The sequence below is a fragment of the Brucella ciceri genome, from assembly GCF_041930145.1.
Lineage (GTDB): Bacteria > Pseudomonadota > Alphaproteobacteria > Rhizobiales > Rhizobiaceae > Brucella > Brucella intermedia.
The window spans coordinates 99,175-113,932 of record NZ_JBHEEV010000011.1 but is presented as its reverse complement, the minus strand read 5'-3'; the positions used below and the strand labels follow the sequence as shown (position 1 = coordinate 113,932).

Here is a 14,758-nt window from a genome sequence, read left to right as displayed (position 1 = left end):
GCAGGGCCGTCATATTGCCAGTTGCTGCGTTCATTCAACCAGCCTCTTTTACTGCTTCACAAGCGGGCAGCCGCTTTTATCGAGCGGACGGAACGCTTCATCACCCGGGATGGTGCGCAGAACCTTGTAATAGTCCCACGGGCCGTTGGATTCTTCCGGCGACTTAACCTGAACGAGATACATATCGTGGACCATGCGACCATCTTCGCGCAGTTTGGCGTTTCGGGCGAAGAAATCGTTAATGTCCATGGTGCGCATCTTGTCGAGCACAGCCTTGCCGCTGGTGGATTTTGCAGCTTCGGAAGCTTTGAGGTAATTCATGACAGACGAATAAACGCCAGCATGAACCATGGTCGGCATCTTGCCGTTCATTCGTTCCCCGAAGCGCTTCGACCAAGCACGGGTCTGGTCATCATAATCCCAGTAAAAGCCGGTAGTCAGTGTCAGGCCCTTTGCAGTTTCGAGACCGACGCTGTGCACGTCGGAGAGAAACAGCAGCATTCCTGCAATTTTCTGGCCACCTTGCGCTATCCCATATTCATTCGCCTGCTTAAGGGCGGTCATTGTATCGCCCGACGAGTTAGCAAGAGCAATAACGTCAGCGCCCGATGCTTGCGCCTGCAACAGGAACGAAGAGAAATCGGTGGTTTCGCGCGGATGACGCACAGAGCCCACGACTTCACCGCCGCTAGCCTTGACGGCTTCCGCAGTATCGCGCTCAAGCGCATGACCGAAGGTGTAGTCAACAGTAATGAAGTACCATTTCTTGCCCCCCTCCTGTGTCATGGCGCGTCCCGTTCCGTTGGCAAGCGCATAGGTGTCCCAGGTCCATTGCGCGGTCGTGGGTGAACAAGCTTTCCCCGTCAAATCCGAAGAGCCTGCGGTGGACGCCAGAAACGCCACATCCTTGTTGCGGGTGATTTCCTGCACGGCCATTGCGACCGAGGACGTGGGGACGTCGATAATTGCCTTGACGTTCTTCTCATCGATCCAGCTACGTGCCAGAGTGGACCCGATGTCAGGCTTATTCTGATGATCTCCAACGATGACTTCGATAGGCTCGCCATTCAACTTACCCCCGAAATCCTCCACAGCCATCTTAGCCGCGACGACCGACCCGTCGCCTGCAAGATCGAAATTCATGCCGGACATATCCGTCAACACGCCCAGTCTAACCGGTTCTGCCAAGGTCGGGCTTGCGAGCACCATGGTGGCAAAAGCACCCGAAAGCATCATTGATTTCATTTTCATGTTTTCCTCCTCCCAAATTATAAATGTGTCAGCCCGATTGGCTGCTACTTTCCGCAATCAGTCTCGCCAGATAAAACTGGTCGGCTTCGTAAGATGCGGCCCAGTTGGCGCGGTGTTCCTGATCAATGGCTCTTTTCGTCATCCGCAAGCCCATGGGCGGGCATTCAGCGATGGTCTGCGCGAAGCGCTTGGCGGTTTCGACCGCGCCACCGGCCGGTGAAAACTTGTCGCAAAGCCCCATATGAAGCGCGTCCTGCCCGCCAATTCGTTCATTGGCGAAAAGCGCACGCTTGGCGCGTGTCGGACCGATCAGCGATGAAAGTAACGGCAGTCCGCCCCAGCCTAGCGTCATGCCCAGACGAACTTCAGGAAACTGAAAGAAGGCCCCCTCAGCCATCACGCGGAAATCGGTTGCCAAAGCCAGAATGCCGCCGCCACCAATCGCCGGGCCTTCAACCGCTGCTATAGTGATCTGTGGCAGCAACCGCCACCGATCACACATGACGCCGCCAAGCGACATGGACGTATGGCGTGTGACAGCGCCCGCGTTGACGCGCCACAGATTCTCGTCCGTCAGGTCCACTCCACCGGAGAAACGACTTTCGGTTCCTGTTAGGATAACAACCTGGACACTGTCATCCGCTGATAATTCGTCCGCCGCCTGTATGAGCGCAGTTATCGATTCTTCATTGAGAGCATTGGCCTTACCGCCACGGTCATAGCGCGCCACCGCAATCGGTCCTTCACGCCTTATATCGACTATGGCCATTTCCACATTCCTCAGGTTTTCACTTTGACATACTACCGAGTATGTTGCATATTCCGAATAGGTTTGCAACAGGCCTGTTTTGGCGGTTTAGTTGCGGCCGAGTAGGAGGAATTCAGAACATGACGCCAGACCAGCGCGCGCTCGACCGCAGCCATTCCGTGTTGCGATATCTTCTCGATCGACATGCAGCGGAGCGCCCCGCAGCACCATTCGTGCATTTTTGGCCTTCGACCGAATGGGATTACAAAACGACCAGAGACCGCGTCCGTCAGCGGGCGGCGACGCTTCAATCACACGGCGTGAAACGTGGCCATCATGTGCTTTGTTTTATGGGTAACGGCCCGGATTTGCTCACTACCTGGTTCGCAATCAACTATATCGGGGCGGTCTATGTCCCCATAAACACTGCAGCACTCGGGCGCTCCCTGGAACATATCCTGGGCGATGCGGATGCCGCGCTGATGGTTGCCCATGCCGATCTGGTGGAGCGATTGCTGGACGTTGCCCCCGGCAAGCTGCGCAAAGTCCTGGTGGTCGAAGGCTCTGCAAGCTGCGCCATTGCTGGGGTGGAAATCCTGCCTTTGACTGACGTGGAAACCGTTAGCGAGAGCGAACTTGCCCTCGACACGCCGATTGAGCCGTGGGACACGCTTGCCATCATGTATACGTCGGGCACGACCGGCAATGCCAAGGGCGTCGTGACCTCTTATGTGCAACTTTACACGATGGGTCCCGACGCCTTCGAGTGCGTGGATGAAACGGACCGTTGTATGATTTGTGGTCCGATCTTCCATTGCGGCTCCACGCTCTATGTCTATGCGATGCTGGCGCGCGGGCTGTCGATTGGCATGATGCGCGAGTTCAAAACGCAGCATTTCTGGCAGGCGGTGCGGGAAACGAACTCGACCTATTGCCTGTTGCTAGGCGTCATGGCGAGTTTCCTTCTGAAACAGCCGGTTTCACCGGATGATCGCAACCACCCGCTGCGACGCGCCTTCATTACCCCATTTGGCGAGGATGGCCCCTTATTTGCGGCAAGATTTGGCGTCGAGGCCTGGACTATCTACAACATGACCGAAATCGCTAGCCCACTCGTTGCCGGACCCGGGATTTCGCAAAAGGGAATCGCGGGAACACCGCGCCCCTGGTATCAGCTGCGCATCGTTGACGAGAACGATATCGAGCTGCCCGATGGCACAGCCGGTGAGTTGGTCATTCGTTCCGACCGCCCCTGGGCCTTGATGAAAGGTTACTACAACAATCCGAAAGCTACCGTCGAAGCCATGCGCAACGGCTGGTTTCACACAGGCGATAGCTTTCGCAAGGACGAAAATGGCGTCTATTTCTTCGTTGATCGTCTGAAAGACATCATCCGACGGCGGGGCGAAAATATCTCTTCCTTCGCTTTGGAAGCCGAAGTGCTTTTCCACGACAGCGTCAAAGAGTGCGCGGCTATCGCGGTGCCAAGCGAATTGAGCGAGGATGAAGTTCTTATCGCCGTAACCCCTGTCGAAGGCCACCAAATCAATGCTGGAGAACTGCTGGAGTTTCTAACAGGCCGCCTGCCCCGCTTTATGGTGCCTCGCTATGTACGAATTCTGGATTCTTTGCCGAAGACGTCAAGCGGTAAAATCCAGAAACATATCCTACGCAGCCAAGGCATTACCGGAGATACAATCGATCGCGATTTCAACGCCAAGCGCGCAAGCTGATCTCTCAAAATCGACAGACCTGAAACAAACTTCGTCATCAACACCACGCCATCTATCGTGCAACAAACCGGCGGGCTGGCGAAAATGGTTGATATTACAGAGCGTTTGCTGGGCAAGAGCGTCGTTATCGTCACCGACAAGGGAGCGCAAGCTCGGATCACTGAGCCGGCCAGAGGCGGATGCCCTGTCGATTTATAAAGCCGCATATTGATCGCAACGCAGGCAATCTTATAAAAAAAGGCCGGTTTTCACCGGCCTTTTTCGTTTCCATCAACAAATTTCAAACAGGCCCGCAGCACCCATGCCACCGCCGACGCACATGGTTACCACCACATAGCGTCCATTGCGCCGTTTGCCTTCGATGAGGGCGTGCCCGGTCATTCGCGCGCCCGACATTCCATAGGGATGGCCAATCGAAATAGCGCCGCCACTCACGTTCAGCTTTTCATTATCGATGCCAAGCTTGTCGCGGCAATAAAGCACCTGCGCCGCAAAGGCTTCGTTCAATTCCCACAGATCGATATCATCGACCGTCAGGCCATGCTGTTTGAGCAGTTTCGGCACGGCATAAACAGGGCCGATACCCATCTCGTCCGGTTCACATCCGGCTACAGCCATTCCGCGATAGATACCGAGCGGCGAAAGCCCCCGTTTTTCAGCCTCCTTCGCTTCCATCAGCACCGATGCCGAGGCGCCGTCCGATAATTGCGAGGCGTTGCCAGCAGTGATAAAGTGACCCTGTGCTATCGTCTGACCATCGGAAAAGACAGGCTTCAATCCGCGCAAGCCTTCCAGAGTCGTTTCGGAACGATTGCCTTCGTCCATAGCCAGCTCAACGTTTTTCGCGGAGACTTCTCCGGTGGTCTTGTCCTTGACCAGCATGGTGGAGCGGATCGGGACGATCTCGGCGTTAAGGCGACCTGCGACCTGCGCGGCGGCAGTGCGCTGCTGCGATTGCAACGCATATTCGTCCTGCGCCTCACGCGATATGCCATAACGCGCCGAAACGATCTCCGCTGTTTCGATCATGCTCATATAGGTGGCGGGCAGATGCTCCGTCAGCCACGGATCGCGCCAGCGATAGACGTTCATATGCTCGTTTTGCACCAGCGATATCTGCTCCACGCCACCGCCAATGGCAATCGTCATACCATCGGCGGTAATCTGCTTGGCCGCTGTGGCAATAGCCATCAGGCCGGACGCGCATTGGCGATCCATAGACTGGCCCGGAACGGAAACCGGAAGGCCAGCCCGCAACAAGGATGTACGGGCGATATTCATGTGGGTCGAGCCTTGCTGAAGTGCCGCACCAAGGACGACATCCTCCACTTCCGCGCTATCAATACCGGCGCGCTCCACTGCAGCGGCAATCGCGTGGCCTGCTAGGGTTGGCGCGGTCGTATCGTTGAAGGCTCCGCGATAGGCTTTGCCAATCGGCGTGCGTGCAGTTGATACGATTACAGCTTCTCTCATCAGATCTCCTCCGCTGACGCGGGCACGTAAAGCCTTTCGGCCAATTGTCTCAGCTCCGGGGTCAGCGCAACCGGGCGTCGCGTGTCTCGGTTGACATAGACATGCACATATTCGCTTTTAGCTGCGGCCAGCTCTTCGCCATCCTTGAAAATGCCAAATCCCCACAGCAGACTGGTATTGCCGATATGCTCGACACGAACCCCAACAGCGACATTGTCCGGGTAGGAAATCTCGGCGAAATAATTCGTCGAATTGCGCGCAACGATACCAATGGGCGTGGAGCCAAGCAGATCCAGTGCACCCGCCGCAATAAGCGATCGGTTCAGTGCGGCATCGCAATACTGCATATAGACGACGTTGTTGACATGGCCATAAATGTCCATGTCGCTCCAACGCGTCTGCATCTGATAAAACTCCCGATAGGCTGACCGTGGTTCAGCCTTGGGGCGGGGTTTTGAGGCCGTCATTCGATGACCTCATGTGCGCGGGAGGTCGCGATAATGCGATCAACATGCGCCAAACCGGCATCGGTCTCGATAAAGTTGGATATGTCGCCGATCTTTTTGAAAGCAGCAGCAACGGCTTCTGGCGTCCGCTCACTTTTCGGCAGATAAACGCCTTCACTTTCCACAATCGCCATACGGGCTACAGTGCCCGCGCCTGCCAGAAGCATGGTGCGGCTTGGCGCCTGATCGCTGACAAGGAAGAGAGCCGCAGGAACCACATTTTCGGGTGCGAGACGCACCAGCATTTCCTCGTCCAGCACATCGCCTGTCATACGGGTTGCCGCTGTCGGGGCAATCGCATTGACATGAATGTCATATCTATCACCCTCAAAATGCAACACATTCATCAGACCGACGAGCCCCGCCTTCGCCGCACCATAATTGGACTGGCCGAAATTGCCATAGACGCCCGACGTGGACGTCGTCATCAGGATGCGGCCAAAGTTTTGGCCTTTCATAATGTCCCAGACGGCACGGCTGGCGTTGGCCGAGCCAATAAGATGCACATCCACCACCGCGCGAAAATCAGCCATTTCCATTTTCGCGAAGCTCTTGTCACGCAAGATCCCGGCATTGTTGATGAGAATATCGATGCGACCGAATTCTTCGACTGTGCGCTTTGCCAGCGCCTGCATATCTTCCAACTTCGTGACATTGCCCGCATCAGCAATGGCGACGCCGCCCCTGGCGCGTATCTCCGCAACGACCTTTTCCGCCGCTTCAGAGGTGCCGCCGGTGCCATCACGGCTGCCGCCAAAATCGTTCACGACGACTTTTGCGCCGCGCCCTGCAAGCTCAAGGGCATAAGCACGCCCAAGTCCACCGCCTGCACCCGTTACGATTGCAACACGATTCTCGAAAGAAATAGCCATGTGGTCCTCAACCTACTGTCAGTATGAGCCAGTCAGCGGCGAGTGCTGGCTTGGTTTCGTCTTTGATTTCAATAGTCGCTGCAAGGGACTGGAGCTGACCATTACCCTTTGGTTGAACCGATTTGGAGCTGAACACACCTCGAATGGAAGCTCCCACCTTTACTGGTGAAAGGAAGCGAACCTTGTCGAAACCATAGTTGACTTCAATCGTGCCACTTGCAACCTCCGGCAATACCTGGCGACTGAGCTTGGTCAACAGACCAAGCAGGAGAAAACCGTGGGCGATAGTTCCGCCGAAAATACTTTCCGCCGCTGCGCGTGCCGGGTCGGTATGAATGAATTGATGATCGTCAATCACATCTGCAAACCGATCCACAAGCTGCTGATCGATCTTGATCCAGTCCGAATAAAGGGGCTGGCTTTGTGCGTCTGCTGGGCGTGCACACGCAACAGAATTAGGGCTAGTTTCCAAATTACATCCTCCAAGCGTCGAGAAATGGACAGTAGCCCATTACTTAACAACATACTGAGTAGTATGCACTTGAACGTAGCTCTGTCTAGTGGCATTCTGACATCGAAATTTGCTAAGCTGCCGCTTACCTATGCATAAATCGGAGAAGCAGATGGCTGAAAGCCGCCGTAATAACCGAACGGACAGTACCGGGAATGTCGTAATCCTGGAAACCGCCGCTCAGTGCTTCATGGAGCAAGGCTTCGCCACAACAAGCATTGATGATGTGGCGCGCAGGATGGGTTCGACCAAAGGGCGCATTTATCACTACTACTCGTCGAAGACGGATTTGTTTTTCGACGTGCATCGCGAAGGTATGGATCGGCTGTTCAAGGCTGTCGAACCGGTCATGACGATGAACAGCTCGGGCCTGCACCGACTTGAGGAGATGCTCATGGCGCATGCGCTCGCCATGATGACCAACGTCGCTTTCGAAGCCGTCGTGGTGCAAGGCGTCCATATGCACAAGCTAGCAGCAACCACGCCAGATCAGCGCCGCACACTGAACGAACTTATTTCCATCCGGCGCCGTTTCGAAGGTTTATTCAAGCAGGCTATTCGCGATGGAATAGAGGACGGCAGCATTCGGCAAGTTGATATATCAATAGCTGCCAAGGCGGTGCTCGGCGCGATCAACTGGTTGTCCATTTGGTATCAACCGAGAAGCGCAGAAACCGAAAACGACAAAATCACCTTAGCTAAGGAGATCGTGGGAATTCAGATAAATGGGCTTCGTTTATCCAACTAAGCATACGCTAGCAAACAATTGTAACATCCGAGATTGTACCTTGCCGTGTCCGAAACCATTGTCGGCAAAGCGAGGCCGAAGTGTACGCATTTATCGCGTTGATTAGTCGGAGTTACGCCGAGTAGAAATTGGCCCAACGATCGAGGCGAGGGTGAGTCCTGGGCTCGCGGTGCGTTAGGTGGCGTGAGGAGAACTCTAATCATAAAAAGAACGAATCGAGCCAAGTTGCCTGTCAAGGACCGCGGCAGGTCCAACAACATCGCAGATATTCTGGTAAAGGAAACGAGCGGGATTGACGTTCGTTTCTTCGGTAACGCTGATGTCTTGGAACTCCCGACGCTTGTAAGAACGCCGCACAGGTCAAGGCGCAGAGAGGTGAATACGGACTGGCCGAGAATGTCGATAAGGTCATTCTCTATGGCTCGATCATGGCCAGCGGCTGCAGAAGAACGCACCCTGGCGTAACAAGAAAAAGCGCTAAAGAAGCCCGAATAAATGAATGGCCCGGATATCCGGGCCCTTCATTTATGTCGATCAGAAACGAAATGTCTTCACTTCGTTTCCGCGCTCGATATTTCGGTTTTCGTGATGACGGACAGCCTCTGCATTTTCAATTTCGTCTTCCTGCAGATGTTTCAGGACCATTTCCAGACGTTCCAGCGCCGTTGCCTTGTTTCTATGCTGAGATCGCTCATTGCGCGCGATCAGTTGGATGCCCGTTGGAATATGAACAACACGTACGGCACTGTCGCTTGTGTTCTGGTGCTGACCGCCTGGACCACCAGCACGCAAAGTTTCGAAGCGAACATCATTTGGCTGAATGACAATGTCATTAATTGCTGGCCGCGCGATCCTGCTCACCGAAATAAACCAGTGCTGCCGCTTATGCTGCGGTCGAACTGGGCTTTTGAAAACCAACAGATAGCGAGTCAGCCATAAGATCATTCATTGCCGTAGACAGGGGGGGAGATGTCAGACCTTACCGTAGAAACGGCGGCGATCGACTGGGTGGATGTTACTTGCTGAGTGTTGCGGCCATCGGCAGTGATCGGCGAAACTGGCAGGCCGGGCGGGATTCGAACTTTTAGGGCGCGCTCGACTGACGCTCCGCCATTCCGCAGTATATGTCAGCTTTCGGGGACTCTTGGGGCGCACGGGCGTAGACTGCCGGAGGAAGCCGGCGGCTATAAGGTGGGCGTTCTTGTGCAGAGCAATTTCGGCAAGCGGCGGACCGATACCCGGCTCCTGCTTTATCAATTGAAGCGTCTTGCGCGGCCCGTGCCGATCGGTATCGGCCGCGTGGGTGGCTTTGGTGGCAATGGCAGCGGCGATATCTTCATTGCCTTTTCCACCGCCAACGAAGGGGCTTCAGCCGCGAGAAGAATGCGACAGCCAAAGTCGTTTCCAACGACGAGAGGGACCCGTTGATCCATGCGACGGCGCTCGCGTGGTCAATGCCGTGGTGGCGGCGGGAACCGCGACGACAACCTGTCCTTCGCGATCACACATGGCCATCAGCGGGGGAACCTCAGGAAATACAACCGCCGCAACCAATAGCTTGGATTGCGCGCGCTCAGTCTGCGTTCTTCGGTCGGTGCGGCTTGCCGGGCACCTGTTGACGCAGACTGTTGACGAGATAGCCTCGCCTCCCATTTACTCCAGATAAAGGCCGTTCGCTTCGTCTCGTCGCTCTGGCGTTGGACGACCGGTTGGTGAGCAGGAGTATCCATGGCCAGTCCCGACACTGTACCTTCCGAGCCAGCCGCGAGCGGCTCGCTCGCGATCGGCGACGTGACAATCATCGATAATGCCAAGCTGAAAAAAGCCATCACGGCGGCCGCGCTCGGGAACGCCATGGAATGGTTCGATTTCGGTGTCTATGGCTTCGTGGCCTATGCGCTCGGACAGGTCTTTTTTCCCGACGCTTCGCCCGGCCTTCAGATGATTGCTGCGCTCGGCACGTTCTCGGTGCCCTTCCTGGTGCGTCCGTTGGGTGGAGTGTTTTTCGGCGTGATGGGCGACCGATTTGGTCGTCAGAAAGTGCTGTCGCTTACCATCGTTATCATGGCCGTCAGCACGCTTTGCATTGGACTCATTCCGTCTTACGCGCAGATCGGGATCTGGGCGCCGATTCTGCTTTTATTGTGCAAGCTGGCGCAGGGTTTTTCAGTCGGCGGCGAATATACCGGTGCCGCCATTTATGTCGCTGAATATGCGCCCGACCGTCGACGGGGGTTTTTGGGAAGCTGGCTTGATTTCGGCTCCATAGCGGGCTTTGTGCTTGGCGCGGGGGTGGTGGTGCTGATTTCGACTATTCTCGGCGAAGAACGTCTTCTGGAATGGGGCTGGCGCCTTCCATTTTTCCTTGCGGCCCCGCTTGGCTTAGTGGGGCTTTATCTGCGCCGCGCGGCGGAGGAAACGCCGGCGTTCCAAGAACAGCTGGAAAAGATGGAGCAGGAGGACAGAGATGCAGTCCAGAATCCACCGCGTATCTCCATCCGGGTCATTCTGCGCAAATTTTGGCACGCGTTCGTCGTGTGCATTGGCATCGTGCTGGTAACCAATGTCACCTATTACATGCTGCTTACATATATGCCGAGCTATCTGTCCCACAACCTGAATTATTCCGAGGACCACGGCGTGCTCATCATCATTGTGGTGATGATCGGTATGTTGTTCGTGCAGCCGGTCGTGGGTTTTGCGAGCGACCGCTTGGGACGTAGGCCGTTCATCATGGCGGGCAGCATCGGGCTGTTCGTTATGGCATTGCCCGCCTTCAGGCTCATCATCAGCGGCAATATCGGTTTCATTTTCCTGGGTCTGCTGCTTCTGGCGGTGCTGCTTAATTTCCTTACCGGTGTGATGGCATCCACCCTGCCGGCCATGTTTCCGACACGCATCCGCTACAGCGCTCTTGCAAGTGCTTTCAACGTATCGATCATCGTGGCGGGCCTTACTCCCACGCTTGCCGCCTGGCTGGTCGAAAGCACCGACAACCTGATGATGCCGGCCTACTATCTGATGGCCGTGGCTGTGGTGGGGTTTGTAACGGCACTCATCATGAAGGAAACAGCTAACCGCCCGCTGCGTGGCGATACGCCCAACGCTTCCAGCCATGCGGAGGCGAAGGAACTGCTGCAGGACGCTTATGACCATATCGAGCAACGCGTCGAGGATATCGACGCCGAGATCAAAGCGGTCCGTGCCCAGCTCGCGGAGCTGGAGGCGCGGCGCCGCGACCTGGTGAACCAGCATCCTGAACTGGAGTAAAAGCAACGGTGCCTTTCGTCAAGCGACCCATCGGCTTTCGGGAATGGCGGCACCGGTCGCATAGCGGAGATCGAGGCCGTACCATCTCACGCGGCTGCAGGAAGACTCACTGCGGGCGGTTAGACTCGCCATCGCAAGCGCAGCGCAGGCCTCGGGAGGATCATCGGCGACAGCGGGATCCCTCGTCCACGAGTATTAGTTTCCGCCCCACAGTTGCATGAGTTCCAACCCTCTCCCGGAAATGCGTTAAGCCTATGGCAACGGATGAGGCCCAATAATCAGTCACACCACTGCATCCTATGCTTCAATATCCTCGCCTGCGGTCGATCTCTCCAATAAGCGCTTCGTCTCTATGCAGCCGCTTGAGGTTTTCAACCAGTACGTCTGCCGCGCCTTGGCTGTCAGTCATGCAAGCGATATGCGGGGTAACGATCACCTTTGGATGAGACCAGAGTGGATGTCCGGAGGGGAGCGGTTCCGGTGCTGTTACATCAATGAAGGCGGAGGAAAGCTGGCCGCTATCGAGCGCTGCAAGAAGCGCGTCGTAATCCGTCTGCGGCCCGCGACCGACCAGAACTACGCTTGCCCCTGTGGGCAAGCAGGCCAAAAATTGGGCATTGATCAAGCCTTCCGTCTCTGCCGTGAGCGGTAGCAGACAGACCAGAATGTCTGTTTGCGCAACGAATGTCCTAAACCCTTCTGCCCCGGAGAAACAACGTACGCCCTCGACATTCTTCTCGCTTCGGCTCCAGCCGGACAGAGGGAAGCCGAAAGGCTTGAGGGCCGACAACGCAGCCTGCCCCAGATATCCAAGCCCCATTACACCTACCCGACGGCAGCGGGCGCTTGGCTGGGGCAACGTCTGCCAGATCTCCCTACGACTGTGTTCCAGATAAGCGGGCAATTGTCGGAATAGAGCCAGCACGGCGAGTGTCACGTATTCCTGCATCATACGGGCAAGACCCGGCTCGGTCATGCGGACGATGCGGATATGAGCAGGGATCTCCGCCTGGAGAAATTGCTCTACACCCGCCCCGCTTGAGAAAATAATCTCAAGCGCAGGGAACCGATCCTGCAGCCTGTCAGGAACCTGCCAGCATAGCAAATGACGCACCCTTGCCGAAGCATCGGCATCCAACTCCCCTGAGAGGAACTCCACTTCCGGCAATTCGCGCGCAAATACCCCGCGGATTACTCCGGCGCGGGCCGGATCGAGGGAACAATAGAAAGCCATAACGCCTCCCCTTGCGCGACACGCAACCCGCGTCGCGCATCCATATAAATCAATGATTAAGAACGCGGCGCAGGAAGTCCTGCGTACGCGGATGCTGTGGCGCGCCGAGCACTTCCTTTGCCTTGCCCTGTTCCACGATGACGCCGCCATCAAGGAAAAGTACCCGATCAGCCACGTCGCGGGCGAAGCCCATTTCGTGCGTTACGACCAACATGGTGAGCCCCTCGTCAGCAAGGCTGCGCATGACATCGAGCACATCGCCCACCAGTTCAGGATCGAGCGCTGACGTCGGCTCATCGAACAGGATCGCCTGCGGGCGCATTGCTAAGGCACGGGCAATCGCAACACGCTGCATCTGACCGCCGGAAAGCTGGCCCGGGTAATGGTCGGCCCGGTCTCCTAGACCTACGCGCTGAAGCAGGTGTTGGCCGTATTTACGAGCTTCACTTGGGTTTTCGCCTTTGACGTAAACCGGTCCTTCAACGACATTTTCGAGGGCCGTGCGATGTGGAAACAGGTTGAACCGCTGGAAAACCATCGCCATCCGCGTGCGGAGATCGCGGATCGATCGATCCTGCGCGTCAACCCGCTGACCTTCGATCAAAATGTCGCCACCCTGATAGGTTTCGAGCCCGTTCAGGCAGCGCAGCATCGTCGACTTTCCCGACCCAGAAGGGCCAATCAGACAAACGACTTCACCCTTCTGCACGTCAGCGCTGATGCCTTTGAGGACCTGAAGCGGACCATAGGATTTTGTGACGTTCTTTATTTCAATCATCGCCATGATCAATGTCCGTTTCTTTTACCAAAGAGCTTTTCAAGACGCCCGACAGCCATCATCAGCGGCAAGCTCAGGCAGAGATAGAACATGGCAACCAGCGTATAGACGCTCATATTCTTGAAGGTCGAAGCAGCGAGCAGCTGGCCTTGCAGGGTCAGTTCGGCAACCGTGATGGCAGACGCCTGCGAACTGTCCTTCAAGAGCATGACCATTATGTTGCCATAGGGCGGCAGGATCACTCGAACGGCTTGCGGCAGGATCACGCGGCGCATCGTCATGAACCAGCCCATACCGATGGATTGCGCGGCTTCTGTCTGCCCGTGATCGATGGCCTCGATGCCGGCACGGAAATTCTCTGCCTGGTAGGCCGAATAGGCAATTCCGAGGCCTATGATACCGGCCTGAAGAGCGGAAAGCGCAATGCCGAATTCCGGTAGAACGAAGTAGATATAGAAGAGCTGCACCAGGATAGGAATGCCACGGATCACATTGACGATAGCTCCGGCAACAGCCGACAGCCAGCCGATTCCCGACACCCGCATCAGCGCCCAGACAAGCCCCAGAAGGGTCGAAAGGACAAGTGAGCCCAGCGTCACGAGGAGTGTATATTTCACGCCTTCCAGCAAGATCGGGAAGAACTCGCGGATGTCCATAAGGAAGTTTTGCATTGACTTTAACTCTATTTATTTGGCGCGATCAAACGCGGATGAGGCGCTGCGGCCGGTAAGCCCCGTTTCGGGCGCAGGCCGAGAAGCACAAAGAGCTTCTGCTTGGACGCGCGTGGAGCACACCTGAATTGTGAGCATGGGGATCAATCCCCATGCTCACACCGGAATTATTTCAGTCCGTATTTGGCAAGAATTTTCTGAAGCGTGCCGTCCGACTTGATGCGGGCGATGGCTGCATTGATTTTGGGCATACGTTCGTCGCCTTTGCGGAGGGCCAGACCGAACTCGCCCCCGGCCGACGCTTCATAGCTCTCGACCATCTTCACCTTGGGGTAGCGGCCCTGCGAGAGGTAGTAGGCAGCCATTGGTCCATCCCCGAAGCCGGCATCGATGCGCCCGGCATTCACGTCAGCAATGATATCGGGAATGCCTTTGTAGACCTTGACATCACTGAACAGGCCGCTCTTCCTGAACAGATCAACGAAGGTGGTTCCCACCTGTACGCCGACGGTCTTACCCTTGAGATCCGCATAGGTCTTGTAGGCCGTATCATCGGAAACCGGCACGAAAACGCCTTCACCATAGCCATAGACCGGATCGGAAAAGTCCACGATTTTTGCGCGCTCTTCAGTGATGAACATTGCCGAAGCAATCATATCGATCTTGTTCGCGGTGAGCGACGGCACGAGCGCCGAAAACTGTACGGCCTCGAATTCCGCCTTGATACCGATATCGGGTTCGATGGCCTTGACCACATCGATCAACACGCCATCCATGGCCTTGGTTTCCGTGTTCACAAAGGTAAACGGCAAACCGGTGGGAGACGAACCTACTTTGACCGCTTCCTGAGCCAAGGCAGGCATTGCGCCCCACATGATGATCGCCGTAGCTGCCAAACCAAAAATTTTCTTGAGACGCATGGCATTCTCCTTCCTAAATGCAGCGATAAGTTTTCTATTCGAA

At 55.9% G+C, this 14,758-nt stretch carries 15 protein-coding genes; 4 read left to right on the top strand and 11 right to left on the bottom strand.

The window, feature by feature from the left end:
* Positions 1 to 48 precede the first annotated feature (48 nt).
* Positions 49 to 1,251: an ABC transporter substrate-binding protein gene (locus JNC63_RS18845; RefSeq protein ID WP_006473178.1), complete on the bottom strand. Its 1,203-nt coding sequence runs from the start codon at positions 1,249 to 1,251 to the stop codon at positions 49 to 51.
* 28 nt (positions 1,252 to 1,279) lie between these two features.
* Positions 1,280 to 2,020, bottom strand: coding sequence for an enoyl-CoA hydratase/isomerase family protein (locus JNC63_RS18840; protein WP_006473179.1), 741 nt, complete (start codon positions 2,018 to 2,020; stop codon positions 1,280 to 1,282).
* Between the two features lie 41 nt (positions 2,021 to 2,061).
* Between JNC63_RS18840 and JNC63_RS18835 the strand changes: the two genes are divergently transcribed.
* Entirely contained in the window at positions 2,062 to 3,732 is a 1,671-nt protein-coding gene (locus JNC63_RS18835) for an AMP-binding protein (RefSeq protein ID WP_006470027.1), read from the top strand.
* Positions 3,733 to 4,002: 270 nt separating this feature from the next.
* Here JNC63_RS18835 and JNC63_RS18830 read toward each other — a convergent pair whose 3' ends face one another.
* From JNC63_RS18830 to JNC63_RS18815, 4 genes are read right to left on the bottom strand one after another with little or no spacing between them, the layout of a single operon-like run.
* A complete protein-coding gene (locus tag JNC63_RS18830) occupies positions 4,003 to 5,205 on the bottom strand; it encodes an acetyl-CoA C-acyltransferase (protein ID WP_006470026.1) in 1,203 nt (400 codons plus the stop codon).
* Complete coding sequence (locus tag JNC63_RS18825) at positions 5,205 to 5,609, bottom strand: acyl-CoA thioesterase (protein WP_006473181.1); 405 nt, start codon at positions 5,607 to 5,609, stop codon at positions 5,205 to 5,207. Before JNC63_RS18825 ends, JNC63_RS18830 begins: the two co-directional genes overlap by 1 nt.
* A 59-nt stretch (positions 5,610 to 5,668) precedes the next feature.
* Positions 5,669 to 6,583 carry an SDR family NAD(P)-dependent oxidoreductase gene (locus JNC63_RS18820; protein WP_006470024.1) on the bottom strand — a complete coding sequence of 305 codons (915 nt, stop codon included), beginning with the start codon at positions 6,581 to 6,583 and terminating at the stop codon, positions 5,669 to 5,671.
* 7 nt (positions 6,584 to 6,590) lie between these two features.
* Positions 6,591 to 7,055: a MaoC family dehydratase gene (locus JNC63_RS18815; RefSeq protein WP_006470023.1), complete on the bottom strand. Its 465-nt coding sequence runs from the start codon at positions 7,053 to 7,055 to the stop codon at positions 6,591 to 6,593.
* 151 nt (positions 7,056 to 7,206) lie between these two features.
* Here JNC63_RS18815 and JNC63_RS18810 point away from each other — a divergent pair, with 151 nt between their 5' ends.
* Positions 7,207 to 7,842, top strand: a complete 636-nt coding sequence (locus JNC63_RS18810) for a TetR/AcrR family transcriptional regulator (protein ID WP_006473182.1) — start codon at positions 7,207 to 7,209, stop codon at positions 7,840 to 7,842.
* 534 nt (positions 7,843 to 8,376) lie between these two features.
* Here JNC63_RS18810 and JNC63_RS18805 read toward each other — a convergent pair.
* The gene (locus tag JNC63_RS18805) at positions 8,377 to 8,787 is read right to left on the bottom strand and encodes a peptide chain release factor-like protein (RefSeq protein WP_006470021.1); all 411 of its coding nucleotides are present in this window, start codon (positions 8,785 to 8,787) and stop codon (positions 8,377 to 8,379) included.
* A gap of 258 nt (positions 8,788 to 9,045) precedes the next feature.
* On the opposite strand from JNC63_RS18805, the gene JNC63_RS18800 reads away from it, so the two are divergent.
* Together JNC63_RS18800 and proP are read left to right on the top strand one after the other, a co-directional pair.
* The gene (locus JNC63_RS18800; RefSeq protein WP_374846628.1) at positions 9,046 to 9,270 is read left to right on the top strand and encodes a P1 family peptidase; all 225 of its coding nucleotides are present in this window, start codon (positions 9,046 to 9,048) and stop codon (positions 9,268 to 9,270) included.
* 300 nt (positions 9,271 to 9,570) lie between these two features.
* Positions 9,571 to 11,112 (top strand): glycine betaine/L-proline transporter ProP, encoded by a 1,542-nt coding sequence (gene proP / locus JNC63_RS18795; protein ID WP_006470019.1) that lies wholly within the window; start codon positions 9,571 to 9,573, stop codon positions 11,110 to 11,112.
* A 304-nt stretch (positions 11,113 to 11,416) separates the two neighbouring features.
* Here proP and JNC63_RS18790 read toward each other — a convergent pair whose 3' ends face one another.
* The 4 genes from JNC63_RS18790 to JNC63_RS18775 all read right to left on the bottom strand — a co-directional run bounded on the left by JNC63_RS18790 (position 11,417) and on the right by JNC63_RS18775 (position 14,715).
* Positions 11,417 to 12,346 carry a 2-hydroxyacid dehydrogenase gene (locus JNC63_RS18790; RefSeq protein WP_006470018.1) on the bottom strand — a complete coding sequence of 310 codons (930 nt, stop codon included), beginning with the start codon at positions 12,344 to 12,346 and terminating at the stop codon, positions 11,417 to 11,419.
* A gap of 49 nt (positions 12,347 to 12,395) precedes the next feature.
* Positions 12,396 to 13,124 (bottom strand): amino acid ABC transporter ATP-binding protein, encoded by a 729-nt coding sequence (locus JNC63_RS18785; RefSeq protein WP_006473184.1) that lies wholly within the window; start codon positions 13,122 to 13,124, stop codon positions 12,396 to 12,398.
* Positions 13,125 to 13,132: 8 nt separating this feature from the next.
* The gene (locus JNC63_RS18780) at positions 13,133 to 13,795 is read right to left on the bottom strand and encodes an amino acid ABC transporter permease (protein WP_006470016.1); all 663 of its coding nucleotides are present in this window, start codon (positions 13,793 to 13,795) and stop codon (positions 13,133 to 13,135) included.
* Between the two features lie 167 nt (positions 13,796 to 13,962).
* The gene (locus JNC63_RS18775) at positions 13,963 to 14,715 is read right to left on the bottom strand and encodes an ABC transporter substrate-binding protein (RefSeq protein ID WP_006473186.1); all 753 of its coding nucleotides are present in this window, start codon (positions 14,713 to 14,715) and stop codon (positions 13,963 to 13,965) included.
* Between the last annotated feature and the right edge of the window lie 43 nt (positions 14,716 to 14,758).